Genomic DNA, 26397 nt, shown 5'->3' on the forward strand with positions numbered 1-26397 from the left:
GTGCCTGCATAAGGAGGAAAGAGTTGCGCTCAATCCAAGTCTCCAATTGGCTCGTCCAATCACTCAACTAACCCAACCAATCAAAATCACTGGTATTCAGGGTTGACTTTTGAGAAATTATTCAGAAAAAATCATGAAGAAGCTTGGACTATTTTTATCGTTTATTTTTCCCTTGATGCTGCTGCTGTCATGCGGAAAAGAAGAAGACCCTATTCCGCAGACTCAGGGAAATCTGAAGTTTAAAGTGGATGGGAAATGGATCGAATATGCCGCCGGGAATCAATTGATGGGATTTGCCTTGGATCCATCAGGTCCGATGTATTTAGCCACTGCCAGTATTTTGGGAAATCCTGTAGATGGAACCAAAAACTTTCTGAGTATCAGTGTGCGGAATGAATCCAATTTCCAGACCGGGATCGACTATCAAATGCAGGATCTGATTACCTACAAGGGTGCACCGATGGTCCGCATCCTTTTGACCTATTCCGATGAGATCGGGCAGCTATACAATGCCGTATTGGTTCAGCAAACTATTCCTGGTCTCAAAGTAACGGATGATGCGACGCTGCGATTCACGAAAATCGATTCAAAATGGGTAGAAGGGACTTTTTCCGGAGTTTTGCTAGGGCCGATAAGCAGCCTGACCGGAAGAGGAAATACTGAATTGCTGATCACAGAAGGGCAATTTTCCCTTCCCATGCTCAGCAGTATTCCTTAAAGCTTGAAGCTTACCCCAAGGTTGAGATAGGCAATTCCATACCCTATTTCCGCAAAGCCGGCGAAATTTTCAGAAAAGTAATACCGGGCTCCTCCAAACAGGGTGAGTCCGGTAGAGTTGCCGTAGCTTCCCGAACTTCCATCATTGAATCCGGAATTATCCTTGTAGGTATAGTTTAGGATGTTGTAGCTGACCAAAAGGCCTCCGTAGACATCCAATTTTTCATTGGGGATTTGAGAAAAGTGAAAGGCTCCTCTCACCCCGACAATCGTATAATTCCATTTGGATTCAGCGGTAAATCCCCCACTGCCGGTGGTATACCCGAAGGATTTGTATCCAACATACCCACCCAAACTGATCACGCCAGTTTCGCCTACCACCGCGATGCCCTGCTCGTACATTAGGCTAAGGGCTGGAACCTGACTGCTATAATCGAAACTTCCCAAGGAACTTCCGATGCCTATTCCCAGAGAAATCACCTTGTCTTCCTTGGTGAAAGATTGGGCATTCGAATAGGCCACAATGAAAAAGACAAGGGCGAGGAGGTAAAGTGCTTTCGTTTTCATGGTTTGTTTTTTTATCTAAAATCTATTCCTCGTTTAATCCGCTCAAGTGCTACCGATTAATTGCCCTGAATTGTTTATTTTTTGTCTGAATTCCCCAATTTTTTGAAAATTGACTATTTTGAGACTTCTCTACTTTGATTATGAAACTGTCTTTTTTTCTTTTTGCACTGATTTTTTTCCAAGCTGAAGCTTGGTCCCAGACAGCTGTTGACTCCCTGCAAAAGATTTTGTCTCAAACTTCCAAGAGGGATACTCAGCGGGTACACCTCTACAATGAACTGGCTTGGGAATGGGCAGGTACCCAGCCCCAAAAGGGCTTGCTTTATGCAGATTCGGCTTTTCTTTTGGCTGGGGAGCTTCAGTTTGAGTCAGGGAAAATTGCCGCCTTGAATCGAAAAGGGGTAAATTATTGGTACTCCGGTCAGGATTCGTTGGCTATTCAGGCGTATCAGGTGGTGTTGGATTATCATCTCAGCAATGGAAATCGAAAGGGCCAAGCCACTACGATCAATAACATTGCACTCTTGAATTACAATCAAAATGAATTCAAAGCAGCCTTGGAAGCCCATCATCGGGCTACGGAGATCTTTGAAGAATTAGCCCTTCGCAAAAATCTCATTAACAGCCTATCCAATGAAGGAGTGGTGTTTTTGGCGCTGGGGGATTACCCGAATGCCAAAAGCCTTTTTCTCAAAGCCCTTGCCCAAGCCCAGGAGGAGGATATTTGGGAACTGGGTAATTTGTACAACAATTTGGGGTTGGTGGAAAAGAATCTTGGTAACCTTTCCCAAGCCGAAGATTATTACAGGAAAGGGCTTGAGCTCTACCGAAAGACGGGCAATCGCTCCTCTGAAGCTGGCATTTTGGGCAATCTCAGCTCCATCAAGCAGCTCCAGAATCAACCTGCTGAGGCAGAAGATTTTCTCCAGCAAGCTTTGGCACTGAATAGGGAAATAGGAAACCCCAGAAAAATCGCTTCGGACCTCAGCAATATGGGTGCCTTGAGAATTTCATTTGGCCAGTACCGAGAGGCAAAACTAGCTTTGGACAGCGCCAGAGTCATCTACGAATCTGTTTCAGAGGGGCTTTTGCTTTCGGCAGTTTTGCTGCAACTGGCTCAAGTAGGAGATCAATTGGGCGACTCCCCCCAAAAAGGATATTTGCTGGAAAAAATGGCTTTGGAAAAAGCCCAAAAGACCGGCTCCCTTGATGCACAGCAGCATGCATGGCAGGCAATTTCCCGGAGAGAGGAGCAATTGGGCCTGTATCGACAAAGCCTGGTTTCTTTCAAAAATTACAGCCTATATAAAGACAGTATTTTCAATCAGGAAAATGAAAAAAAGCTTCTCAGGGCTCAGTTGGGCTATGAATATGATCAAAAAGAGAAGGAAATGGCGGAGGTGTTTGCCATGGAGAAGTCCCTTCTTGAATCTGAAAGAAATCAGGAAAAGCTGAAGGCAAGCATGATGCTTCTTGGGATTTTGTCCCTTTTGGGTATCGGAACCTTGGTGTTTTTTCTCGTGAAAAGACAGAATCAAATTCGCCAAAAAGAGCTGGAGGCCAGCTTCAGAGCACAAATGGTCGAGCTGGAACTCAAAGCCCTCAGGGCTCAGATGAATCCGCATTTTATCTTCAATGCTTTGGGCTCAATCAGTAATTTTCTGCTCAAAAATCAGCCCGGGGAGGCTGACCGCTACCTGACCAAATTTTCCAGACTGATTCGGCGGATTTTGGAATATTCAGAAAAAAGAGAAATCAGCCTACATCAGGAATTGGAGCTTTTGGAGGATTATTTGGCTCTGGAAACACTCAGGATGGGAAAACCTGTAGATTTCCTTCTGACCAATGCTGAAGGACTGGACTTGCAAAAAATCGCCATTCCCCCCTTACTTCTTCAACCTCTGGTCGAAAACAGTCTTTGGCACGGAATTGCCAATTCTCCTTATCCGGGAGAGATTCAGTTGGAAATCACCTCGGAGAAAAATTCGCTGATTCTAACCTTAAAAGACAATGGTTCTGGAAAGGACGATGTGGTAACCCTTCCCTACAAGGCCACTTCTATGGGGCTCAGTTTGGTCAAAAACCGCTTGGAGCACCTGGACGGGAAAAAAGAAGGAGTTAATCCCTCTTTGTACTATGAAAAAAGAGAAGACGGATTTGAAGTGAAGCTTCGGATTGCCAATTCCCTTGCCCTAAACGTATGATCAAAGCACTACTTATTGAAGATGAAAAGGGCAGCGCAGAGCGCCTGCAGTATTTTTTGGAAACGGACCACCAAGACTCCATTCACCTTTTGGCCTGGAAGGATTCGGTCCCTCAAGCTTTGGAGTTTTTGAAAAAGGAAAAAGTCGATCTGATGTTTCTGGACGTCGAGCTGGGAGCGCAGACAGGATTTGAATTGCTCAATCAACTGGGGCAAATCGACTTTCAGATCATTTTTACCACAGCCCACCAAGAATATGCACTGCAGGCCATCAAGCATGCCGCGATGGATTATTTGCTCAAGCCCATCGATCGGGAAGAGCTGAAACTAGCCGTGGAAAAGGTCAAGAAAGAAAATGGCAAATCTGTAGATGCCTTGGAAAAGCTGCTCAAACAGTTCCATTTTCAGGAAAAATTGGGTCATAAAATCGCCCTGCCCTCTTTGGTGGGGATCGAGTATGTATCAGTTCAGGAAATCCTCCGCTGTAAGGCAGACATCAATTATACCCACTTTTTTCTCAAAAACGGCCGAAAAATCACCGTTTCCAAAACACTTAAAGAATTTGAAATCCAGCTCCTACCGCATGGATTCTTCCGGGTTCACAATTCCCATCTGATTAATCTAGCAGAAGTCAAGTTTTACCAAAAAGGGAAAGGGGGCTCCTTGATCCTCTCTGATGGTACGGAGGTAGAAGTGGCCTCCCGCAGAAAAGAAGAACTGATGCAGGTTTTGGGAAGTAGCTAATCTGGATTCAGATCGGAAAAGTATCGCTTGAGGATGTACTCCGGCTGCCATTGATCCGGTTTTCTTCGAAGGGTATCCGGATTATAGACCATCGGCTTCAGGACATAAGCCGTCAAGGGAATGGTATCCCCAAATTCCTTTTGGGATGCTTGGAGCAGGCCCATCATTTTTACTTTTTCGGAATCAAATCGGGGGTCTTCTGCCAGGTTGTTCATTTCCTCCGGGTCATTTTCCAAATCAAATAGTTGGGTGAAGTCCCGTTCCGGATACCGGATAAGCTTCCATTTTTGGTCACGGACAGCTCGGACAGTATTGCGGTATGCAGTAAATAGGGACTCTCTGACTTGCTTTTCCTCCCCGGAAAGGATTTTTGCCAGACTTTTGCCATCCAGACCCTCTCTTTCTGGGATACCGGCTAGCTCTGCCAAAGTCGGATAGAGGTCATGGATGTAAGCAAAGGCATCAAATTCTTTCTCCTGTGGTATTCCCGGACCTTTGAGGATCAGTGGGACTTTCATGCTGTGCTCGTAGAGACTCTGCTTTCCCAGCAGCCCGTGACTTCCTACGGCAATGCCATTGTCTGCGGCATAGACAATGATCGTGTTGTCATATTGGCCGTTTTCTTTGAGGGTTTGGATGATTTTGGCAATCTGGGAGTCCAAATGGGTAACCAAGGCATAGTAATCCGAAAGAATCATCTGAATCACCTCCGGTTTTCTGGGCCATCCCGTCAGATTTTCATCCCGCACGGTCAGATCGTCAAACTGGAAAGGGTGAAAAGGCTGGTAATTTTTGGGAAGGGGGATTGACCCATCGGGATATTTTCCGATCAGTCCCAGTTCCGGTGAATAAGGGTCGTGAGGAACTGTAAAAGCCACATAGCAGAAAAAGGGGTTGCTGGCATCTTTTTGAGAATTGAGAAAATCAATGGCTGTTTGGGCAAAAACCTCGGTAGAATATCCTTTTCTGGTAGGCTCTCCCAATTTCCCGTCAGGACCATAATCTCTAAGCGGGATGTCGTAATGATTGGCCATACCACCGAGGTAGACATTCTTGGCCTGTTGAAAACTGGCTTCGAAAGCCTCTTTTTCGTTATGCCATTTGCCGGTACCAAAGGTGGTATATCCTGCTTTGGCAAAGTCCATGGTCATCGTTTCTACTCCGTTCAACCGATCGTAAACGCGGAAGAGACTTTGTCCACTGAGCAGCATAGCCCTGCTTGCCATACAGATTGCCCCGTGATTACCTCCCATGACATAGGCATGGGTAAATCGGCTGCCTTCCCTGGCCAATTGGTCCAAAGTCGGTGTTTGGATATAAGTGTTCCCTGAAATTCCCAATGCATCTGCCCGCTGATCGTCGGCAAAGAGGAAAAGAATGTTGGGCTTTTGAGGTGGAGTTTTCTCTTGGCAGCCTAATAGGCAAGCAAGAAGAAGTACGATCAAGAGTCTTTTCATTATCAATAGGTTTTGCCTAAGTCATTTTGTTGGACTTCAGCGATTTTTTGGGTTAATAATCTTTGCATTTCCTTCACTACAGCTTGAAAGCTGTCCAGGGATGCCAAGTTGGTAAATTGTCCTGGGTCTTGGTACATATCAAATAGTTCCAGCCCGTTTTCTCCCTCCTTTCCATACTGAATATAGGCCCAACGATCTGTGCGGATGAGATAAGTATCTCCTCCCTGAGTGACAGAAAAGGCAAAATCACGGACAGCTTCTTTTTTGCCTTGCAAAATCGGCAACAGACTTTTTCCCTGCAATTGCTGCGGGCTTTCCAATTCCGAGAATGCCAAAAGGGTGGGATAGAGGTCTACCAATTCGGCAAAAGCCAAAGACCGTCCGGAAGCAATTCCCGGGGCCCGAATGATCAATGGGACTTTTACGGATTCCTCTTTCAGGGATACTTTCATCCAAAAGTCATGCTCACCCAAATGGAAGCCATGATCGGAAGTGAAAATCACGATGGTGTTTTCTTCCAAACCTTCTTGCTTCAATGCTGCCAAGATTTTTCCCACCTGAGCATCCATAAAGCTGACCGAGGCATAGTAGGCTGCGATGGCTTTCTGCTTTTGGGAATAGGTCATTTCCCCATTTTGGGTGGTGATGTAATTGATTCCTTTTTCGGGAATATCCTCCCAATCACCTGCTACCACGGGTGGAGGAACGATTTTTTCCCAAGGATAAGGTTCAAAATATTCCTTGGGAGCCACAAAAGGCACATGGGGCCTGACCAAGCCTACCGCCAGAAAAAAGGGCTTGTTCTTATGTTTTTGGATCAATTCGATGGTTTTTTCGGCAGTTTTGCCGTCAGATTGGGCTAAATCTCCCCCAAGGGATTGGACAAGGGTCATCACATTGCCTCCTTTTCGCTCGATGCTGCCGTCCGGGTTGTTTTGGACCAATTCGGCCAAGCCTTCAGATCTCCATTCAGGCCCTTGTGAGTTGAATCGCTCGGTCCATGAATCCGGGTCGTCGGTCCCATCGCTTCCGTTTTCGATATCGATGGGTACTCCCATGTGGAAGATTTTACTGACTCGGGCAGTGTAGTAGCCCTTTTCTTTGAAAACTTGAGCCATAGACTTTTTGGAGGGCCCGACTTGCTCCCTCCCACTGACGTAGCCGTAGGTCTGGGTGGCGGTAGGATAGTATCCAAACATAAAGGAAGCCCGGGAGGGTCCACAGACAGGATATTGGGAATACGTGTTCTCGAACAGGAATCCTTCTTTGGCCAATTGATCGATGGCTGGAGTATTTACTTTTGAGTTGCCATAGGCTCCCAAAGCCGTGGTGGTCAGATCATCCGAGACAATCAATAGAATATTTGGTTTTTTGCTCTGAGAAAAAGCCGAAACCGAAATAATCAAAAGAAATTTGGCCAAAATCCATTTCATGCTACAATCCTATTGAGGAAGGGCAAGTAAAATGATTTCTTTTTATTCTCCCTGCCGTTCAGACAAAATCTACTAAAACTCCACTTTTAGACCTTAATTATTTTTATTTAGATTTTTTCCAGATAAGTATTGAATCCAATTCTCCCCTGTTGTACGTTTGTGTTATTATTTAAAATAAATCCAAATAAATATAGATATGCGTTCGATTTACGGAGTTTTAATCTTCGTTTTCTTTCTTTCTTCTACCGCATTGGCTCAGAAGAATAAAGTAGAAGGTAAAGTCATTGATCCCCAAGGGACCCCGGTGTCAGGTGCGTCTGTTTTGTTGAAAGGAACCGTGAGAGGAGTACAGACCGACCTGCAGGGAAATTTTGAGATCAAGGATTTTCCCGCTGGAAAGTACGACTTGGTGGTAAGTCTGGTGGGGTTTGAATCTCAGGAGAGATCATTTTCCATTGGAGAAAAAGAAACCAAAAATCTGGATATCACCCTGACAGAAGAGGAATACCTTCTTTCCGAATTCAGCATTTCAGCAAGCCGTGGGATTTTAGGACAGGGAAATATGCCTGAAGTCAGCGATTTTCAGATCAATGCCGGAAAGAAAAACGAGGTCATTAAGCTTGCTGAGATCGATGCCAATTTGGCGATGAATAACAGCCGACAGATTTTTGGAAGGACACCGGGGATTTCCATCTGGGAAAATGACGGTTCCGGGATCCAACTCGGCGTAGCTTCCAGAGGCCTCAGTCCTAATCGCTCTTGGGAATTCAACGTCCGAATGAACGGATATGACATTACTCCTGATCCCATGGGCTATCCTGAGGCGTATTTCACTCCTCCTATGGAAGTGGTAGAGGAGATTCAGATCATTCGTGGAGCGTCTTCTTTGCAGTACGGTCCGCAGTTTGGCGGCTTGATGAACTTTGTCCTGAGAAAGCCGGACAAATCTACCCGATTCACTGCCGAGTCTATCAATACAGTAGGTAGCAATGGCCTTTTCAGCACTTTCAACTATATCGGTGGAACAGAAGGAAAGTGGAACTACACCGCATATTATCAGAAAAGAAGAGGAGAAGGGTGGAGAGAAAACGGGTTTTTCAATACCGATCACGCACATGTTGAGGTCAACTATGCCGCTAGCAATCGACTTAAGCTCGGGTATGAAATGACCTATATGACCACGGAAACCCAACAGCCGGGGGGGCTAACTGATGCTCAATTTGGAGAGAATTCTCAACAAAGTTCAAGAAGCAGAAATTGGTTTAATACTCCTTGGTTCATTCCTTCGCTTTCTGCCGAATATTTGGTTTCACCCAATACCAAGCTGAGTTGGAAAGCATTTGGGACCTTCGCCGAAAGAAATTCAGTGGGCTTCATGAGACCTATTAACCAAGAGGATGATTTGGGAAATAGGCAGGTAGACCGTGATTTCTACACTACTTACGGCACTGAGTTAAGACTGCAGCACAATTACCAGCTATTTGGTCAAGAACAAACCTTAATGAGCGGATTACGCTACTTCAATGGCGCCATTGACAGAAAGCAATTGGGTACCGGCACAACGGGCTCTGAAATGGACTTTTCTGTGGTAGACGGAGACTTCAGAAGGGATCTCGACTTTACCAATATCAACCTGGCTGCCTTTGCTGAAAATGTACTTCGGTTCAATGAAAAACTACTTTTCACCGCCGGAATCCGATTGGAAAATATCCAGTCCAACATGGAAGGTCAGCTGAATATAAGCAATGGAAATCCTCAGATTTTAACTCCAGCAACCCGGACACGAACTTTTGCACTGTTGGGTCTGGGTGCAGAATATCATGTGGGAAAAAGCACAGAATTTTACACCAATTTCTCTCAAGCTTACCGCCCGGTGTTGATCTCTGATTTGACTCCTCCGGCTACCACGGATGTGATCGATCCCAATCTGCAGGATGCTCGGGGGTACAATTTTGACTTTGGCTATCGAGGCAAAGTCGCTTCTTACCTCAACTTTGACCTCAGCTATTTCTTCCTGAACTATGACAACCGAATCGGTACCCTTGCTCAGGCAAATGCTGATGGAAGTATTTTCAACTTCCGAACCAATCTGGGAAGATCTGTGAGTCAAGGTTTTGAAGGCTATGTGGAGTTTGATCCGATTACCGCGTTTGTGGGGAGTTCCAGATATGGGTATTTGCACCTTTTTGCCTCTGTGGCAGTCATCAATGCTACCTATAAGGATTTTGTAGTCACCTCGGTGAGCAACGGAGAGATTGCTGAACGGAATCTAGCAGGAAATGAGGTAGAAAATGCCCCAAGAAACATCAACCGATTTGGAGCTACATATAAATATGGTAAGTTTTCCATGACCTGGCAGATGAGTGACATCAGTGAGACCTTCTCCGATGCTTCCAACACAGTAGAACCTAATGCTGCGGCCACAGTAGGTTTGATTCCTGCCTACCAAGTGCAGGACCTGTCGGCTAGCTGGAATGTCTGGAAGCAGCACTCGTTAAAAGCAGGAGTAAACAACCTAACCGACGAACGCTATTTCACAAGAAGAGCTGGAGGGTATCCAGGTCCCGGAATCATGCCTGCGGATGGAAGGACCTTCTACCTGACGCTGGGATTGAAATTTTAAGATAAATAGATGGATTTTGATAAAACCGTTCTCATCAAGAGGACGGTTTTTTTGTTTTCGTCAATTATTCTTTGGATGGAGGCTTGGGTACAGAGATCTTTTTTACTTTAGCTATACCAGCTTAAGGTAATGTCTATGAAGAGAGTTTTTCAAATAATTCCTATCGTCCTGCTGATTGTGTCCTTTTGGAGTTGCAAGCAGGAAGAAAAGCCAGCCGAACGTCCCAATATCATTTTCATCATGTCGGATGATCATGCTTACCAAGCCATTTCGGCGTACAGCAATCATCTGATCGAGACCCCGAATATTGACCGAATTGCTCAAATGGGGATGCTTTTCACCAATGCCACAGTGACCAATTCGATTTGCGCTCCCAGTCGGGCGACGATTCTGACAGGAAAGCATTCCCACCTCAACGGCAAAGTGGACAATCACTTTCCTTTTGACACCACCAATGTGACTTTTCCTCAGCTTTTTCAGGAAGCAGGCTACCAAACGGCCATGTTTGGAAAGCTGCATTTTGGCAACAATCCCAAAGGCTTTGATCAGTTTAAGATCCTGCCCGGACAGGGGAAATATTACAATCCGGACTTTATCACCAAAAACGAAGGAAATATCCAAGTGGAGGGCTACGTGACGGATATCATCACGGATATGACTTTGGATTGGCTTCAAAATGAGCGAAACGCGGATAATCCTTTTTTACTTTTCTATCTGCACAAAGCTCCCCATCGGGAATGGCTGCCTGCTGAGCGGCATTTGGCGGAATTCACCACGCGTTCATTTCCCGAGCCGGCTACTTTGTTTGACGATTATTCCGGTCGGGGAAGAGCTGCTCGCGAAGCAGAAATGAACCTTTTGAAGGACATGCATTGGGCTGGAGATTCCAAAATCTATCCAAGTGTCATGGATGAGTTGGGCATAGAAGAGACTTCCAATTGGGGCAAAGCGGCCTTCGAAGGAGAGGTAGGAAGACTTAATCCATCCCAAAGGGCCGTTTGGGATCAATACTATTGGCCGATCAATGAGGACTTCAAAAAGCGCTATCCGAAGATGACCGAGGAAGAAAAAATGAAGTGGAGGTATCAGCGCTACATGCAAGATTACCTGGGTACGATCAAGGCTGTGGATGAAAACGTAGGAAGGGTTTTGGATTACTTGGAAGCCAATGGCCTGATGGAAAATACAATCATCGTCTACACCTCTGACCAGGGTTTTTATCTGGGTGAACATGGCTGGTTTGACAAGCGGTTTATTTACGATGAAAGCTTCAAAACCCCGCTTTTGGTTGCCTGGCCGGGAAAAGTGGCTCCCGGATCCAAGTCCAATGAAATGGTTCAAAATCTGGATTTTGCCCAGACCTTTTTGGAGGCTGCAGGAATTCAAGCCCCAAGCGATATGCAAGGAGAAAGCCTGATTCCGCTTTTGACAGGACAGACAGATAAATGGACTCGGGATGCAGTCTATTATCACTATTACGAATACCCATCGGTGCATATGGTCAAGCGGCACTACGCGATCGTGACCAAGGAATACAAGCTGGTGCATTACTATTTTGATACCGACGAATGGGAACTGATTGACCGAATCAAAGATCCTCAGGAGCTCAACAATGTCTACGATGACCCTGCATATGCCGAAATCCGCAAGAATCTTCACACGCGGCTGGATGGATTGAGAGAAAAGTATGGGGACAATTCCCAGATTTCACAGCGGTACCTTCAGGAATACTTGGATTATCTTGAGGAAAACAAGTCCTATGCCGGAGGAAAAAACATCGAGCTTTTGAATAAGATTTTTGAAGACCGAAGAAAGGAAAAGGGCAATTGAGCCACTAGAATAGCCTATGAAAAATGTCTTGAAAGTATGGATTGCCGGAGCGTTCCTTGTTGGTTTTGCATCCTGTACTCCAAAGGAAGAAGCTAGAACAGACCGGCCGAATATCATCTTCATCATGTCGGATGATCATGCCTATCAGGCCATCTCGGCTTATGACAATACCTTGATCGAAACCCCCAATATCGATCGGATTGCCAAAATGGGGATGCTTTTCACCCAAGCTTCCGTTACCAATTCAATTTGTGCACCTTCTCGAGCCACCATTCTGACCGGAAAGCACTCCCATCTCAACGGGAAAATCGACAATCATTTCCCCTTCGATACCACCAATGTCACTTTTCCCCAGCTCATGCAACAGGCAGGCTATCAGACAGCCATGTTTGGAAAGCTTCACTTTGGCAACAATCCCAAGGGCTTTGATCAATTCAAGATTTTGCCTGGACAGGGCTCCTATTACAATCCCGATTTTATCACCAAAAACGAAGGGAATATCAAGGTAGAGGGATATGTGACGGATATCGTGACCGACATGACTTTGGATTGGCTGGAAAAGGAAAGAAATCCAGATGAACCTTTCCTACTGATGTATTTGCATAAGTCTCCCCATCGGCCTTGGCTGATGGCAGAGCGTCATATGGAAGAGTTTACTCAAAAGACTTTTCCCGAGCCGAAAACATTATTTGATGACTATTCCAACCGACCTGCAGCAGCAGAAGCGGAGATGAATATCCTTACCCACATGGGTTGGTCAGGGGATAATAAGCTACGGCCTGAGATTTTGAAAGAATTGGGAATTGCCGATGTGGGTGGCTATGATACCAGCCGGTTTATAGGGCAGATGAATCGGTTTACCCCAGCTCAAGCAGCAGACTTCCGGAAATATTACGATCCCATCAGTGAGGATTTTAAACAAAGATATCCCACCATGTCCAAGGAAGATCTCATGCGTTGGAAATATCAGCGTTACATGCAGGACTACTTGGGTACAATCAAAGCCGTGGATGAAAATGTAGGTCGCCTGCTGGATTATTTGGAGGCCAATAATTTGATGGAAAACACGATCATTGTATACACCTCAGATCAAGGATTTTATCTAGGAGAACACGGCTGGTATGACAAGCGATTCGTCTATGATGAATCGTTCAAAACCCCTTTGTTGGTCGCTTGGCCGGGAAAAACCGCGCCAGGTTCTCGCTCGGATGCGTTAGTCCAAAATCTTGATTTTGCGCAGACCTTTTTGGAGGCTGCAGGGATTCCAGCTCCGAGTGATATGCAGGGAGAAAGTATGATTCCCCTTCTTACCGGAAAACCAGAACAATGGACTCGGGATGCGGTGTATTATCACTATTATGAATATCCTGCCGAACACATGGTCAACAGACACTATGCCCTAGTGACTCAAGAGTATAAGCTGGTGCACTATTATTTTATTCAAGATTACTGGGAGCTAATTGATCGAAAAAAGGACCCAATGGAGCTTCGAAATGTCTACGAAGATCCTGCCTATGCAGAAATTAAGGCAGCCCTTCACAAGCGTTTGGAAGAACTTCGGGTGAAATATAAAGACAGCAGCGAGATCAGCAATGGGTATATCGATCGTCTACTCAATGACGCCTTGGAAGGAAAAGTCTGGGGAATCAGCAGGGAAAGAGCAAAGGAGATTAAAGAGAAAAGAAGAACAGTAGGCAACAAGTAAGCTTATAACAAGTTGGTTCAAAGAGGAATTACCTGCAAGGTGAACTGTGAAGAGATGAGATTGTCAGATTGCTGAGTTGTAGTCTTGGCGTAAATCCGACTGCTAATTCCTTTTTCGGATTAGCCTTCCGGATTTTTCCGCAATCCTAGCCTCATAAATCAACTAAAATTTCATTTATATATTTTCTTTGGTAAATTAATCGCATCAATCCACACTTTCGGCTATTTGTCATCATCAGTGTGGTCCTTTTCTCTAAGAAAAAAATCAAAACGCATCAAATCAGATTAATCAGAAAGATGGTCAATATCACACCAAAAAGTACTACCCTTCGAAAAGCCATTGCCCAAGCTATCGTCAAAGTAAGCCATTCCGAAACTATTCAGGCTATTCAGGAAAAGACTGTACCCAAAGGGGATGTTTTGGAATGTGCCCGAGTAGCAGGGCTTTTTGCAGCTAAGCGGACAGCAGATATGATTCCGGATTGTCATCCTTTGCCGATAGAATACACTTCGGTCAGCTATGAGGTTAAAGAGATGGAAGTGAAGATTTTGGTAGAAATCCATACGATTTATAAAACCGGTGTGGAGGTCGAAGCCATGCATTCGGCCTCTGTGGTCGCCCTCACCATGTACGATATGCTCAAGCCAATAGACAAAGGGGTAAGTATTGAGCAGATCAAGTTGGTAGAAAAAACAGGAGGTAAATCGGATCGAATAGGAAAACCTGGTCGAGTCATACAAGCTGCTGTTGTTGTTTGCTCGGATACGATTTCAGCCGGAAAAGGGAAAGATGAAGCAGGAGAGGTCATTCGCCAAAAGCTGACGGATTTGGGAGTTCAAGTGATCGAGAAAGAGATCATTCCCGATGATTTCGATCTGATCCAAAAGCAAGTCAGGTCTTATCATGAGAAAAATCTGGATTTAGTGATTTTCACCGGGGGCACCGGTCTGTCCCCGAGAGATGTCACACCGGATGCTCTGGAGGAAATTCTAGACCGGAGGATTCCCGGAATAGAAGAAGCAATTCGATCGTATGGGCAGCAACGTACCCCTTTTGCCATGCTCTCCCGATCTTTAGCAGGTCAGCTGGGGGATATGATGGTCCTTGCCGTGCCAGGATCTACCAAAGGAGCTTCAGAAACTATCGATGCCGTTTTTCCAGCCTTTCTGCATGTTTTCAAAGTCTTGGAAGGGCAGAGGCATGAGTGAGTTTTGCTTTAGATCCTTTCTTTTCTCCGCTTCTCCACAAAGGTTTCCAATCGCTTCAAGGCTACTTCCATCTCATTCGGCCTGAGGCTAGTAATGACTGCCCGGTACCACCCTCGCTGCTGATGACCAAAGCCCTGTGGAGGGGTAAGCAATAAAGAGGTGGTATTGAAAATATCCAGCCAAAGTTTTTCCTCTCCTGCATATGATTTTTCTTCTAAAAATTCGGACAAATCCATCCAAACAAAGAGGCTTCCCCGTGAAGGATTGAAAGGGATATGCAGGTTTCTCAGCCCTTTGGTAAAGGAAAGGTAGGCTTGAGTCAGGAGGGTTTGAAATTCCTTGAAAAAAGAAGCCAAAAAAGCGGAGTCATCCAAAACTTCCTGCATGACCCATTGGGTATAATTGGAAATGCAGTGACCTGCACCGGCATTTTGATACCCTTGAATCAGCGCTGTATTGTGCGAGTGAAGTAAGCCTATCCTAAAGCCGGAAATGCCGAAGTCCTTGGAAAAGGAATACCAAAAATGAAGGAATGGGCTTTGAAATTCCTGCATCAGCTTGCCAAAAGAAACGAATGGGGCCGGGTTGGGGTAGTCCGATTTCAATTCCGGATGCCTGATGTCGATTTGGGATAAGGCGTAGATTTCATTGACTATGAGATGGGTTTGATTTTTAATACACCACTGGGCAATTGCTCTCAGGTGGTCTTCCCTGTATATTTTCCCTGTGGGATTGTCAGGTGAAGTCAGAATCAGTAGTCTAAATTGACTTCCCTTATCTTCGATTTCGGCCCTCGCCTGATCCAACAGGCTGATTTCAAAGTCATATTCGCTTTCATTGAATTCTCCCGGAAGTTGCAAATCATAGCGTAGCACTCCCGGTAAATTGCCAATATCCCCAGTGTAAACTGGATAACTTGGAGCAGGAATGACGGCTGTATCTCCGGGATTAGCCAATAGGAAACTGGTCATTTCAATCACCGAAGTAGCACCCACAGAGAGCGCAAGACTGTCTGGATCTACTGGGCAATGGAAAAGAAATTTGCTCAAAAACCCTGCTGTCGCCTTCCTAAAGGATGGGGCTCCGTTGGAATCGGTATAGTTGGCCACCCAATCGGGGATATCCTTTTCCCGAGTCACTTTTTGAATTCGTTCACGCAGTATTTCCCAGCAAAGCTGGTTTTCTGCGATGTTCATCGGAAGTGTGCCTGAGGGATTTGTTTGGGGATGATACAGGTTTTCCATCGCTTCGGAGTAGATTTTCAAATCTACCCGGATGGGGTTTTGTGCAGCTTTTGATCCTTTTTGAGACAGAAAAGAGGCGTCAGGCATAGTTTTGTACAGCGAAAAGCAGAGGGATTAAAAATGTATTTCTTCCAAGGTCTGAAATACAATGTAACCCAATAATCTGGTTTTCTTCAATTATGGAGAATGAACTTGCCTTTTCTTCTTGCCGACACTTTTAAGACTTTGGATAGTCAGCTCTAATTTTTTATTGAACCAGTAGTTTGGTGGTCAGCAACTCTCTGTTTGAAGATAGGCGAAGGATGTAAATTCCTTTTTTTACATCTGGACTAAGAGTTAATAAAGTTGAATTCGATCCTGCTTTTGTTTCAATGGTTTGATTTTGAATCAATCTGCCAGAGTCTATACTAAACAATCCTAAATCCATAGGTCCACCAACAGCGGATTCAAATACCAAAGTCGTTTGGGAAGAAACTGGATTGGGGCAGGCCTGAAGCTGAAGGGGATTGGTGTTGACCAATTCTTTTTCTCTGGCAAAATTGATTGATTTAAGCTGTACCTGAAGTTCATCTTTACTTTCTACAGTGAAAGACAGGATAACCAAATCATTCAACTGTACAGGAGTATTCATTTTTGGGGATTGAAAAGAAGAAAGCGGCAGGCTGTAGGTTCTGGAGTTTGGACTGAGGGCTATGGTGTAGGAATAGTGATCTTCAAAATTTTGGACTGACTTTTTGATGAGCCGAATAGTCAAACTTCCAGTTCCGTAGGCTTCAAAGTTTAGGTAATTAAAAGAACTTAAGTCGGCAGTAGCTCCGCCACCTTTGACTGTTTTATATACGGTGGCATAATCCGTACCACTAGATTCAAACTGTACATTTCTCCAGACGGGATAGGTTCCTTCTTTGGCTTGAAGTTCATTTTGATTCTGAATATCAAAAACCCTAACCTGACCCCCTGATGGAACAAATGAAGCCCAAAGACCATCACTTTCATAAATGTAATCCTGCTTGGTTGAGGAGAGTAATTCCAGAGAAGACTCTGCATAGTCCTGAGCATCCCATTCGATTTTCTGAATTCCCATGGGAGTCAATGCCACTTCTTTTGTCTCTGTCAGCATTTCATTTGAGCTTTCATTCCTTTTGGAAGTGGAGATCAACTGGACAGAGGATTGGTGAGTTCGATTCCAAATAGTCAATTCCACCTTGCTGGGATCACTGGATTTCCTCACCGATTTGCTGACGAAAATGCCGGGCTGAGTTTTCGCTACGGTTTGGAATATAGTCCCTTTGGATTCAAATGACTCAATTACTGCTTCCACCATGCGTTGAAGGACTTTTGCATCAGCACTCCAAAGCTGAAAGTTGAAAAACTTCTCTTCTGGCTGATAATCCTCCAGCAACCAGGCAGATTGAAGGTGGAATTCCGAGCCATTTTGATTGAATCCAACAGAAAAAGAGATTGCGTATTCGTTGAGACCTGAAGGTGGGTTTAATAAGCTTCGGATGAGTTTATAGTTTCCAACTTGAAGACTGTCAATAGCCAGCACTTCAGATCCTTTGAGGCGGTCACAAACGTACTTGGAATGCTCGTAAATGACTCCGGAAGTTGCAGTGGCAAAGAGAGTGGCAAAATTATTTCCCTCCTTGAGGTAATCTACCGAAACCACTTCCTCTGCATTGGTGATGTCCAAAAGCTCAGTCGGGCTGGTAATATATCCAGTGTACTCTTCCCCAAGCTGATCTTCATTGGGAATAAAAGAATCCAGTGTGAATCCTTGGGTTCTAGCCGTTCGGTAGTTTTTTAGGCTAGGCTGTCTTTGGTAGTTCAATACCATATTCCCTTTCTGGTATTTTGAGAAAATTTGCTCCACTACTGCCGTACCCAAACTTTTGCTTTCTAATCCTCCGTCACTTCCAGAACTCACCCTGAGGTTTTCTTCCCCAATCAATTGGATATCCGTAGCATTACCGTTGGTCAGGGGATAAGAGCAAATACATATCGGTAGATTATCTTGAGGATCGGAAAATTCAATTGTGATGACCCCTGCGGTAGGCAGGTTACTATTGTGGAAATTATAAGAAACCTGATTTGAATTAGGTACCCCCGGAGGATTGAAGGGGCTTCCTGTGTCATTGTTCCCAAATGTCCAATCCAGCCTTGTAGCCCCGCTTGTATCTGTGATCCAGCTTTTGGTGACCACAGGAGGAAAAAGAATCTGACCTCCCCAGCCAAAAGTGAATGTCCCTTCATAGTTTTTGGTTAGCGCATTTAAAAAATAGCTACTTACAGGACTGATATTTGAAGCAAACTCGGTTATTCTTTGTCCGTTGCCATTGTTTCTTTTGTAAATCTGAGGACATCGCTTATTATCGACTTCCTGGGCAAAAGTTGAATGCGAAATGATAACAAGGATTATCCACTTAACTGCAAATAGTAAAGGTTTGATCAGGTGATTTTTCATAATTGATCTTTCTAGCTATTCCAAAAAGATCAAAAGATGATCCTGTTTTTTAAAATATTGAAAATCAGGTATTTAAAAATTTAATCTAATTCCATTTTCAGGAAATAGCGAGATTATTTTCCAAAATATGGAATAATTATTTTTTAAATGTGAAGTATTTTTGCAAAAGAAAGTTTACAGTAAGGACAATTACTGTAGATGCAATTTTTGCCACTGTGGGTTGGGCATTAAAAAAAACTATCAAGCCCTTAAGAATGAGATAATCGCTCCCCAAGCCTTGAGAAACCACCAGAATGTATTTGAAAAACTGCTTTCCGGTTTTTTTTCTGCCCGTATCCACGGTTTTGAAAGCAAAGTTTTTGCTCAGCCAAAAACCGGTAGGAATAGTGGCAAAAAATGAAATGATCAAAGCCAAGGTATAAGAAGCCACATTGTAGTCTCCCACATCCAACCCACTTTTGGGAAGTATAAATTCATACAATACAGCAAAGAGGAAAATATTCAGTGCGGTATTGAGGGCGCCCACAGCCAGGTAGGCGTAGACATCGTAGGCTAGCCATTTTTTGAAGATGGGGTAAAAGAACTGAAGAAATGCCTCAATTCCTTTGCTCAAAGATAGATTCATGATGGTTTAGGCAGGAGTTTTTGAATGTGACTCAGGTACCATTGGGCCAGTTCGTTCATGGGTAGGCCCTTTGCAGCTTTGAAGTTTTGATCTTCAATTTTCTTTCGTTCTTCTGGATTATCAATCAAAGAAGCGACTGCAAGGGCCAAGCTTTCGGCATTTTCTGTTTCAAAATAAGCTCCTCCGTATCCTTCTTCTTCCACTACCCGCTCCAGGTCATCTATTTTGGGAAGGATACAGGCTCTGCCGTAGCTTCCAGCCTGATGAAGGATGCCTGAGCTTCCTGTAGTGGTGGTATAAGGGAAAATGACAAAGGTGCTGTCCCAAAAGATCTTGGATACCATTTCTTCCGGGATATAGCCGGTATACTCCACATTAGGTAGATGTGCATACTTTTTCTTCAATCCATCGATGTAGCCTTTGACATTGGGATTGTCTGTGCCTGCCACGGTAGACTTGAATTTCAGATTGGGATACTTTTTCTGAAGAATCTCCATGGCATCGATCATTACTTCCGCCTTTTTATAGGTTCCAAATTTCCCAAAAGCCATCAAATTGATCTCCTCGGGTTCATCTGGGAGGTAATTTCTTTCGGGAAGTTCAAAGTTGCCGTGGGGGAGTAAAACCACATTTTTCGCCTTGTATTTCTCCTTGAGTATGGTCACATATTGGGAGATGGTCACTCCGACCAAGTCGGCTTTCAGGATGAACTTGGTCAGTTGCTCCCCAATCCAAAGGAAAAGTTGTCCTTTAAACTTGCTGTCGGCCATGCCGATCGTATCCAATTTAACCGTTTCGGTGATATTGTGTAGGATGACCACAGAAGGGATTCCCAAAAGCTTGCACATCCAAGGAGTCAAAAGTCCCAAGGCAGCAGGGATTTTACCTGCTCCGAAGGTCATGAATTGAAGGTTCAAAACCACTGCATCCGGTTTCAGCTCTTTGAGTTTTTTCCGCAGATGCAGTACGGTAAACCAATTGTCAAATTTCCAGCAAGGAATGATATCCAAACCTTCTTCTGCATATCGAGAGTATTGAGCGTTATCCTCGAGATGATTGGTCAGAATGTAAATTTTATCGATTCCTTTCTTTCCCAGAAAACTTCGGGTCAGGTGGTATCCGTACTCGTTCAGGGTCACTTGACTTGGTGGATATGGGGTGATGAAGGCCAGTTTCATATGTTAAGGTTTTAATGGTTTTTCATTGATGATTTTTAAGGCATCCAAGCGCCAATTGTCTCCCTGAAAATACAGGGCCATGGCGATTGAGGCCTGAGTTTGAATGCTGTCTCCCGAGGGGAGGTGGTACTGAATTACTGCTGAAGAATCGATTAGCTGACAAGCCAATCCATCGCGGGACCAATTCTTAATTATCACCAGGTGGCTGATGTCTTGTCTTTTGACCGCTCCAGAAAGCTGACCGGGATAGGCTTCCGACAGGCTTTGATAAAACCGTTCGGTAAATCTGTCCTTACCGGGTTTGAGATCATTGCTTTCATAGATGTAGTTCAGGTGCGCCCAAATCGCTACTAGATCTTTTTCCAGAGTTCTCAACTGATCATCGGTGGGCTCCACACTGGATTCCACTCTCAGGTTCATTTGAGTCTGATGATTAAATGCCCTCTCATCAAATCGAAGGAAATAGGGTGGTTCGGGTTTGACTTTTTGCAAGCTTGCCAAGGAAAACAACAAGATGCCGACGAGCACAAAAAAGGAGATAAAAATGTATCGTGTCATTGCTTCTTGAAGATTAAAGTTTCAGAAAAAACCTGGGCCACATTTGCGTGAACACTAGCCCCTTCAAAGCGCTCTGCCGAACAACGAACTCTTACAAATCCCTCTCTTGTCACTTCTTCAATAATCCAGGTTTTACCGGAATTCCGAATGGTAAAAGTGAGTAAGGTTCCATTGGAAATCTGATTCTGAAAGGCGTCCCTCAAGGGGCCTGCCAGGACGGTGAATTCGTTTTGAATTTCATCAAACTGAATGGTCATCGGGATGGACTCAGGTGTGCCGGCAGTGATGTAAAAGCTGGATAGTTGGGTATCAGACTCACCAGCAAAAGTTCCGACTTTATCGCTCTGACTGATGTACCTCTCTTCGAAAAGCTCCCCGTTCGCCAATGGAACCAGATTTCCCCCTCTACCAAAGGAATAGCGCATTTGCTGCTGCACGAGACTGCTGTCCGTGTTCAGGGTTTTTGGGCTGCGAATGTCTTCCAATTTCCCATTTCCGAGTTCGGGATTGAGGATTACCGGAAAAGCAAAGGATTTTTCTTCCAATTCCAAAACGATAAAAGCCTGTCCTACCACAAAAGAACGGTCTTTGGGATAGGCAATCCTCAGTTCGCCTTCTTCTACTTGATAATCTGCCGGGATAGGCTGAGAACTCGTCTGAATGAGGACTGACCAGTCTCCGGGCTGAACTTTAAACTTCAATATTCCATCCGATTCCCTCCATTCTTGAATAGGATTGATCCAAGTAGGCTGATCGACTTCGGGGGATTGGCAGGAAAAAAACCAAACCAACAGGAGTAGGGATAGGGTCTTTTTCATTGCAGATAGATTTCAGGTGAAATAAAGCAGTGAGGCAAAAGCTGTATTTTTTGTTCAGTATTCCAGCTTTTGAGGACGAGGCTTCGCTCCTGCCCATTGATCTGGAGGAAAATCGGGATATCCTCTACTACCACACTCTCTAAGGCCTTTTTCTCCAGTTCTATCTGGAAGATGGAGCCCAATCCACTACGGATGGACCGAGGGTGTGTTTCCAATGCTACATGGATGATTCTTCCCAGACTATCCCGCTCAGCAATCAGAACTCCCGGAATAGTGATCTCGGTCGTGAGCGGGTTTTCCATTTCTATTTCGAGTAGGTAGGAATTGGGGTTTTCTTTTTTGATTTCAAATCCTGTCCGGATTCCCCGGATATAGCCTCTTTCTGTCACGTCTGTTTCTGCTTTCAGCGTAATGCTTTGGATAGGATATACTTGGGTGGAATCCTTAGCCAAGGGAATTTCGAAAAATGTCGTGGCTTTTGGGGCAAGGTTGTAATGCATTTTTCGCTCAGGATAAAAGATCGCCAGACTGTCGTTTTTAAAAGTTACTTCAGCTCTAAGTGCAAGGGTGATGGGGTTGTTGTCTGCGTTGATAAGTTCTCCGGTGATAGAAGTCAATCCGTCTCTTTCTACCAGATTGGCTTGATAAAATGCCGCAAAGGGCTTTTTGATACGATCGTCTTTTACAGTCGGAAAAGCGGAAATGACCCTTTTACCCATTTTCTTAAACAGGGTGTAATCATAGGAAATCACCTGATTTTCGGGAATCTCCAATTCCAGTTTGGGAGGAAGGATGGACCAATGATTCCCATTTTTTTCAAGTACAAACTCTTCCTCCAAATTCCTCGGCCCCAGGGAGGTTCTCCAGGTTGTATTGACTTGGTATTTGATTCGGTTTTCATCGAGCTCCAGAGTGTCTATTTCCAGCTGATTGAGTTTGGCATAGGAGGGAAGGAGTCCTCCGTCTTTCACTGATTTTTCCAATAAATATTGATCCAGATTATAATCTGGACCGGATTTGAAATAGGAAAAAGCTTCCTCAAATCGCTGAAAGTCCAAATGATCGTAGAAGGCATAGATGGTTGATTCTGGGTCTTTTCGCTGATCGACAAGCAGCATTTCATAGATTAGATAGGTCAAAAAGCCGGAGAAAATCAAAAAAGGCATCCAAGCTGAGAGGAAAATCACCGGCTTGGGATAGCGCTCCACCATCTCAGGAGAAATCATTTCAGTCTGAGATTTTTTGAAATGAAAGAGGTAAAGGAAGGTCAGCAAAAGAGCTACTGCTACTGTGGTGAAGGGTAGTATTCCCCAGGCCTTTTTCAGGATGGGGTGAATGTCTTTGGGTTGAATAGGCTGGATTGTAGATATGTTTCCTTTTTCCCATACCATAATTCCATTTTCCAAGCGGATAGTTCGATTCCAACCCGTATAAAACAAAAGCGGGTCGTAGTATTGATCATTGCTGAATACATACTTCAGCTGGTATTTTTCCGAATCGGTCAGGAAGTCAGTCAAGCTAGCCATGCCTTCTTCAAAAAGATACTTGGCATTTTCCAGACGCTCCACTGCTCGGGAAGTCATTTCAGGAAGCCTTCTGGCTGAGTGGTAATTTCCATCGATGGTAGCTGCCAATGTATTGGCACTAAGCCAGGCCATCTGATCTCCAAAACCCAAAGTCAGGTAGCGCCAACGCATGTGATCGTCCCGGTTTAGAAAATTGAGAATGGGTTCGATTTTCACTTCTCTTGGCTGCAGAGGGCGAAAACTGGCTAAATGAAAAATGTAAATGATAAAGAGAAGGTAAGAGAAACCACTCAATCCGGAAAGTAGGAAGTGGGAAGTTTCTCCAAACCTGCCTATCCAATATTGTCGGATCGGACCTGACAGGAAGGATACCAGAAAGTGACTGATGTAAGGGATGGCAATGATCGAAGCCCAAAATCCAAATCGGTCCAAGGTCAGGATATTGAAGGCATTTTCCCCCAGCATCAGTTTGGGAAGTGGGGTAGTGCCTCCGCTACCGAATAGCAGGCATAGGAAAAAAGAAACCGCCCAGCCCAAGTGTCTTTTATGGCGGGTTATCAAAAAGGTAATGGCTGGCAGTAGAGCCAAGATCAACAGCAGAGGGATGATATAAAATACCAGTCCTGAACTGGTCACTTCCAAAAAATTATCCCGTGAACCATGGGGAATAGATACTTGACTGATCGGGTCAGTTTTGCTCCAATACCAGTAAGGGAAAATCAATCCCACGGCCAAAATAATTGCAATGATGCCAAAGAGTAAGATTTCAACTTTCTTTTCCCAAGCAGCCATTAAAAGCCGGGGAACAAATTTTTTGAATAGACTCTCTTCGGCCAAGCCTTCCTTCCAATCGACTAAGGCCATCAGCATGGCAGGTGCAATGAAAAAGACCATTCCAAAAATCGCCGTGACATGATGAGAACTGACCACTACAGCAATAAATGACAGAGAAAGGACCAAATACCTCGAATCTGAACTTTTCAGGTATTGGTAAAGAAAAGGAATCGAGTTGAGCAGAAGAGCCAAGCCAGTCAGAGTGGGGACTTGTCCGTAGACATGAAGGGTCTCTACCAATGAGCTCAGAATGACAGCAAGAATGGCGGCAACCCCAGCTGTTCTCTTGTCATAAAACATTTTGGTAAATCGGTAGACTCCAATAATTAATGCCTCATAGACGATGATGGCATAAATGGCGAAGGCAACTTTGAAAGGGAAAAGCTTGCCGATAAGGGCTACTGCTTGATGAACAAGCGGGGGGTAGCTGATCGTGAGAAATCCCGTATACCAACGGTATTCCCAGGGCTCAAACCAAAAGCGGGAATAATGATCCGCAAAAAAGATATGCACGAAGGCATCGTAGGTCTGAGGCAGTGTGAAATAAACAATGATGCCATGGGTCAATAAACCAAGGGAAAGGGCTACCAAGAGCAGCCTTTTCCCTATAAAATCTTCCCATAGCATCGTTTCCTGAATTTTCAAATTAGAGAAGCTGGATTTCCTTAAATATAAAGTTCTCCTTTGACTTCTTTCACTCGGGCAACATATTCTTTGATTTGCTGCTCGTTCTCTTTTTTGCAGATCAACAAAGCCTCCGGAGTATTGACCACGATCAGATCCTCCAGACCTCCGATTACCATGAGTTTATCTTCGTTGCTATGAACTAAGCAGCCCTTACTATCCACTAGGATGGTGCTTTTGCTATTGGATGCATTGAGGGATTCATCTTTGGAGAAGTTTTCCCAGGCACTATTCCAAGTCCCTAAGTCATTCCACTGAAAATAGGAAGGAATCACAAACACGTTCTCTGCTTTTTCCATCACGGCATAGTCAATAGAGATCGATCTGCATTCTGCATAGGCCTTCTCGATGGCTGCATCCTCTTCTGGAGTATTCAAAGCCGGAAGAGCTTCTTCAAATAAATCGTAGATATGCTTCACGTGCTCCCAGAATGCATGGACAATTTCCTCTGCTCTCCAGATGAAGATTCCCGAATTCCAGAAATAATCTCCTGACTTTAAGAATTTTTTTGCTGTTTCCCGATCTGGCTTTTCTGTAAATCTCTTTACCTGAAAAATTCCTTCCTGCTTACTCTCTAGGCTTTTTTGGATATAGCCATATCCAGTATTGGGGTGATTGGGCTGAATTCCCAAGGTGACAAAAGCCTCCTGAGATTCGGTGTAGTCCAGTGCTTTCAGGCAGGTTTCCTCAAACAAGTCCAAGTCTCCGATCAAATGGTCACTCGGAGCTACTATTAGATTTGCCTTTGGATTCATCTTTTTCAATTTGAAAGAAATGTAGGCTACGCAGGCTGCGGTATTCTTTCTTTCCGGTTCGCCCAGGATGTTTTCTGCGGGTAGGTTTGGAAGCTGCTGCTTTACGATTTCCATGTATTCTCTGGAAGTGACCACATAGATGTTTTCTTCTGGAATGAAATCAGCGAATCGATCGTAGGTAGACTGAATCAGCGTTCGTCCGGTATTCAAAATGTCCAAAAATTGCTTTGGATAGCTGGACTTACTCATGGGCCAGAATCTGCTTCCTACTCCTCCGGCCATTATTGCGACGTAATGATTTTGATTTTTCATGGGTATATTTTTTTAAGATTGATGGATCAAATGGATTGAACTGAGATTTTTTTGGTTTTGCTGGTATAAATTTTTTGTGGCTTTGATTTGACATGATACTGGTAGTATAGTCCCAGAAGCTGTAGAGGAATTCTGATGGTGTCCTTGAGTTTGAGTCTGGAATCACCTACTTCGGTCCACTGCAAAAGGGGGTACTCCAATACTCCGCGCTGAAGTGTGGTCTTACCGAATTTTTCCTGAAGTCTCAGAAAAATCTCCACATCAAACAGCCAAGGGGTCTGGAAGGGAGTCTTGAAGAGGAAGGGAACCAGATTTCTTTGAAATATTTTTGCCCCGCACTGGGTGTCCTGAAAGTTTGCTTTCAATATAGTCTTGATGATTTTCTTGATCATCTTGCTGGCAAATGAACGGCTATCGTCTCGGTTGATGGCTGCACCCAATCGCTGGATTCTACTTCCGACTATAGCACCGAATTTTGGATGAGCTTCTTTGAATTTGGCCATTTGAAGCCATTCCTCTGGTACCGTAGCCAAATCTGCATCCAGAAATCCAATCAGCTTGGAATCGAAATTTTTATGAACGAACAGCATTCCATATCGCACCGCCTCTGCCTTTCCTCCGTTTTTTGGCATATTCAGCACGCAGACATTGGATGGAGATTCTGTTTGTAAACCTCTCAATACCGCCAGCGTTCTGTCTTTGCTTCCGTCATTGACAAGGCAAAGTAGAACCTCTGGATGTGCAAGAGCGAAGGATTTAAACTGCTGGTAAGCAAAACGCTGCTCTTCATTGTAGCAAGGAACTACGATGGCGTATTGATGCTGAATCTCCGGCTGGTACTTCAAAGCATCTTTCAATAGCTGATTGAGTTGAAGAGCGTTTTTGGTTTCGGTTGTGATCATGACTGTTTCG

General features: G+C 44.5%; 19 protein-coding genes. 7 read left to right on the forward strand and 12 right to left on the reverse strand.

Features of this window, described 5'->3' with window-relative positions; genetic code table 11:
* Positions 1 to 133: 133 nt before the first annotated feature.
* Positions 134 to 718: a hypothetical protein gene (locus tag AAA943_RS16050; protein WP_338225292.1), complete on the forward strand. Its 585-nt coding sequence runs from the start codon at positions 134 to 136 to the stop codon at positions 716 to 718.
* Here the strand turns inward: AAA943_RS16050 and AAA943_RS16055 are convergent.
* Positions 715 to 1284, reverse strand: coding sequence for a hypothetical protein (locus AAA943_RS16055; protein ID WP_338225293.1), 570 nt, complete (start codon positions 1282 to 1284; stop codon positions 715 to 717). The two genes, AAA943_RS16050 and AAA943_RS16055, sit on opposite strands and share 4 nt — an antisense overlap.
* A 140-nt stretch (positions 1285 to 1424) precedes the next feature.
* Between AAA943_RS16055 and AAA943_RS16060 the strand changes: the two genes are divergently transcribed.
* Both AAA943_RS16060 and AAA943_RS16065 read left to right on the forward strand, forming a co-directional pair.
* On the forward strand, positions 1425 to 3488 hold the full coding sequence (locus AAA943_RS16060; RefSeq protein ID WP_338225294.1) for a tetratricopeptide repeat-containing sensor histidine kinase: 2064 nt from the start codon (positions 1425 to 1427) through the stop codon (positions 3486 to 3488).
* The gene (locus AAA943_RS16065; protein ID WP_338225295.1) at positions 3485 to 4231 is read left to right on the forward strand and encodes a LytR/AlgR family response regulator transcription factor; all 747 of its coding nucleotides are present in this window, start codon (positions 3485 to 3487) and stop codon (positions 4229 to 4231) included. The genes AAA943_RS16060 and AAA943_RS16065 overlap by 4 nt, the downstream gene beginning before the upstream one ends.
* On the opposite strand, the gene AAA943_RS16070 is transcribed toward AAA943_RS16065, so the two are convergent.
* Complete coding sequence (locus AAA943_RS16070; RefSeq protein ID WP_338225296.1) at positions 4228 to 5688, reverse strand: sulfatase family protein; 1461 nt, start codon at positions 5686 to 5688, stop codon at positions 4228 to 4230. The genes AAA943_RS16065 and AAA943_RS16070 overlap by 4 nt on opposite strands.
* Positions 5689 to 5690: 2 nt before the next feature.
* Positions 5691 to 7121: a sulfatase gene (locus AAA943_RS16075; RefSeq protein ID WP_338225297.1), complete on the reverse strand. Its 1431-nt coding sequence runs from the start codon at positions 7119 to 7121 to the stop codon at positions 5691 to 5693.
* A gap of 196 nt (positions 7122 to 7317) precedes the next feature.
* Between AAA943_RS16075 and AAA943_RS16080 the strand changes: the two genes are divergently transcribed.
* The 4 genes from AAA943_RS16080 (at position 7318) to moaCB (ending at position 14487) form a co-directional block, all read left to right on the forward strand.
* A complete protein-coding gene (locus AAA943_RS16080) occupies positions 7318 to 9744 on the forward strand; it encodes a TonB-dependent receptor domain-containing protein (protein ID WP_338225298.1) in 2427 nt (808 codons plus the stop codon).
* Positions 9745 to 9879: 135 nt separating this feature from the next.
* Positions 9880 to 11574 (forward strand): sulfatase family protein, encoded by a 1695-nt coding sequence (locus AAA943_RS16085; RefSeq protein WP_338225299.1) that lies wholly within the window; start codon positions 9880 to 9882, stop codon positions 11572 to 11574.
* A gap of 16 nt (positions 11575 to 11590) precedes the next feature.
* Positions 11591 to 13279 carry a sulfatase/phosphatase domain-containing protein gene (locus tag AAA943_RS16090; RefSeq protein WP_338225300.1) on the forward strand — a complete coding sequence of 563 codons (1689 nt, stop codon included), beginning with the start codon at positions 11591 to 11593 and terminating at the stop codon, positions 13277 to 13279.
* Positions 13280 to 13575: 296 nt separating this feature from the next.
* A complete protein-coding gene (gene moaCB / locus AAA943_RS16095; RefSeq protein WP_338225301.1) occupies positions 13576 to 14487 on the forward strand; it encodes a bifunctional molybdenum cofactor biosynthesis protein MoaC/MoaB in 912 nt (303 codons plus the stop codon).
* Between the two features lie 8 nt (positions 14488 to 14495).
* On the opposite strand, the gene AAA943_RS16100 is transcribed toward moaCB, so the two are convergent.
* From AAA943_RS16100 to AAA943_RS16140, 9 genes are all read right to left on the reverse strand, one after another.
* Entirely contained in the window at positions 14496 to 15818 is a 1323-nt protein-coding gene (locus tag AAA943_RS16100) for an aminotransferase class I/II-fold pyridoxal phosphate-dependent enzyme (RefSeq protein WP_338225302.1), read from the reverse strand.
* 160 nt (positions 15819 to 15978) lie between these two features.
* A complete protein-coding gene (locus AAA943_RS16105) occupies positions 15979 to 18195 on the reverse strand; it encodes a T9SS type A sorting domain-containing protein (RefSeq protein WP_338225303.1) in 2217 nt (738 codons plus the stop codon).
* Between the two features lie 136 nt (positions 18196 to 18331).
* On the reverse strand, positions 18332 to 18820 hold the full coding sequence (locus AAA943_RS16110) for a GtrA family protein (RefSeq protein WP_338225304.1): 489 nt from the start codon (positions 18818 to 18820) through the stop codon (positions 18332 to 18334).
* A complete protein-coding gene (locus AAA943_RS16115) occupies positions 18817 to 19998 on the reverse strand; it encodes a glycosyltransferase (protein WP_338225305.1) in 1182 nt (393 codons plus the stop codon). Before AAA943_RS16115 ends, AAA943_RS16110 begins: the two co-directional genes overlap by 4 nt.
* Before the next feature lie 3 nt (positions 19999 to 20001).
* On the reverse strand, positions 20002 to 20556 hold the full coding sequence (locus tag AAA943_RS16120; protein WP_338225306.1) for a hypothetical protein: 555 nt from the start codon (positions 20554 to 20556) through the stop codon (positions 20002 to 20004).
* A complete protein-coding gene (locus AAA943_RS16125; RefSeq protein ID WP_338225307.1) occupies positions 20553 to 21374 on the reverse strand; it encodes a hypothetical protein in 822 nt (273 codons plus the stop codon). Before AAA943_RS16125 ends, AAA943_RS16120 begins: the two co-directional genes overlap by 4 nt.
* Positions 21371 to 24361, reverse strand: coding sequence for a hypothetical protein (locus AAA943_RS16130; protein WP_338225308.1), 2991 nt, complete (start codon positions 24359 to 24361; stop codon positions 21371 to 21373). The genes AAA943_RS16125 and AAA943_RS16130 overlap by 4 nt, the downstream gene beginning before the upstream one ends.
* 38 nt (positions 24362 to 24399) lie before the next feature.
* The gene (locus AAA943_RS16135; RefSeq protein WP_338225309.1) at positions 24400 to 25485 is read right to left on the reverse strand and encodes a mannose-1-phosphate guanylyltransferase; all 1086 of its coding nucleotides are present in this window, start codon (positions 25483 to 25485) and stop codon (positions 24400 to 24402) included.
* Positions 25486 to 25511: 26 nt separating this feature from the next.
* Complete coding sequence (locus AAA943_RS16140; RefSeq protein ID WP_338225310.1) at positions 25512 to 26387, reverse strand: glycosyltransferase; 876 nt, start codon at positions 26385 to 26387, stop codon at positions 25512 to 25514.
* Positions 26388 to 26397: the final 10 nt, after the last annotated feature.

Source organism: Algoriphagus confluentis, from assembly GCF_036245625.1.
GTDB classification, from domain to species: Bacteria; Bacteroidota; Bacteroidia; order Cytophagales; family Cyclobacteriaceae; genus Algoriphagus; species Algoriphagus confluentis.

Bases quoted from the DNA above. Each gene is read 5' to 3' on its own strand.
- AAA943_RS16050 (WP_338225292.1), top strand. From the start codon at position 134: ATGAAGAAGCTTGGACTATTTTTATCGTTTATTTTTCCCTTGATGCTG.
- AAA943_RS16055 (WP_338225293.1), bottom strand. From the start codon at position 1,284: ATGAAAACGAAAGCACTTTACCTCCTCGCCCTTGTCTTTTTCATTGTG.
- AAA943_RS16060 (WP_338225294.1), top strand. From the start codon at position 1,425: ATGAAACTGTCTTTTTTTCTTTTTGCACTGATTTTTTTCCAAGCTGAA.
- AAA943_RS16065 (WP_338225295.1), top strand. From the start codon at position 3,485: ATGATCAAAGCACTACTTATTGAAGATGAAAAGGGCAGCGCAGAGCGC.
- AAA943_RS16070 (WP_338225296.1), bottom strand. From the start codon at position 5,688: ATGAAAAGACTCTTGATCGTACTTCTTCTTGCTTGCCTATTAGGCTGC.
- AAA943_RS16075 (WP_338225297.1), bottom strand. From the start codon at position 7,121: ATGAAATGGATTTTGGCCAAATTTCTTTTGATTATTTCGGTTTCGGCT.
- AAA943_RS16080 (WP_338225298.1), top strand. From the start codon at position 7,318: ATGCGTTCGATTTACGGAGTTTTAATCTTCGTTTTCTTTCTTTCTTCT.
- AAA943_RS16085 (WP_338225299.1), top strand. From the start codon at position 9,880: ATGAAGAGAGTTTTTCAAATAATTCCTATCGTCCTGCTGATTGTGTCC.
- AAA943_RS16090 (WP_338225300.1), top strand. From the start codon at position 11,591: ATGAAAAATGTCTTGAAAGTATGGATTGCCGGAGCGTTCCTTGTTGGT.
- moaCB (WP_338225301.1), top strand. From the start codon at position 13,576: ATGGTCAATATCACACCAAAAAGTACTACCCTTCGAAAAGCCATTGCC.
- AAA943_RS16100 (WP_338225302.1), bottom strand. From the start codon at position 15,818: ATGCCTGACGCCTCTTTTCTGTCTCAAAAAGGATCAAAAGCTGCACAA.
- AAA943_RS16105 (WP_338225303.1), bottom strand. From the start codon at position 18,195: ATGAAAAATCACCTGATCAAACCTTTACTATTTGCAGTTAAGTGGATA.
- AAA943_RS16110 (WP_338225304.1), bottom strand. From the start codon at position 18,820: ATGAATCTATCTTTGAGCAAAGGAATTGAGGCATTTCTTCAGTTCTTT.
- AAA943_RS16115 (WP_338225305.1), bottom strand. From the start codon at position 19,998: ATGAAACTGGCCTTCATCACCCCATATCCACCAAGTCAAGTGACCCTG.
- AAA943_RS16120 (WP_338225306.1), bottom strand. From the start codon at position 20,556: ATGACACGATACATTTTTATCTCCTTTTTTGTGCTCGTCGGCATCTTG.
- AAA943_RS16125 (WP_338225307.1), bottom strand. From the start codon at position 21,374: ATGAAAAAGACCCTATCCCTACTCCTGTTGGTTTGGTTTTTTTCCTGC.
- AAA943_RS16130 (WP_338225308.1), bottom strand. From the start codon at position 24,361: ATGCTATGGGAAGATTTTATAGGGAAAAGGCTGCTCTTGGTAGCCCTT.
- AAA943_RS16135 (WP_338225309.1), bottom strand. From the start codon at position 25,485: ATGAAAAATCAAAATCATTACGTCGCAATAATGGCCGGAGGAGTAGGA.
- AAA943_RS16140 (WP_338225310.1), bottom strand. From the start codon at position 26,387: ATGATCACAACCGAAACCAAAAACGCTCTTCAACTCAATCAGCTATTG.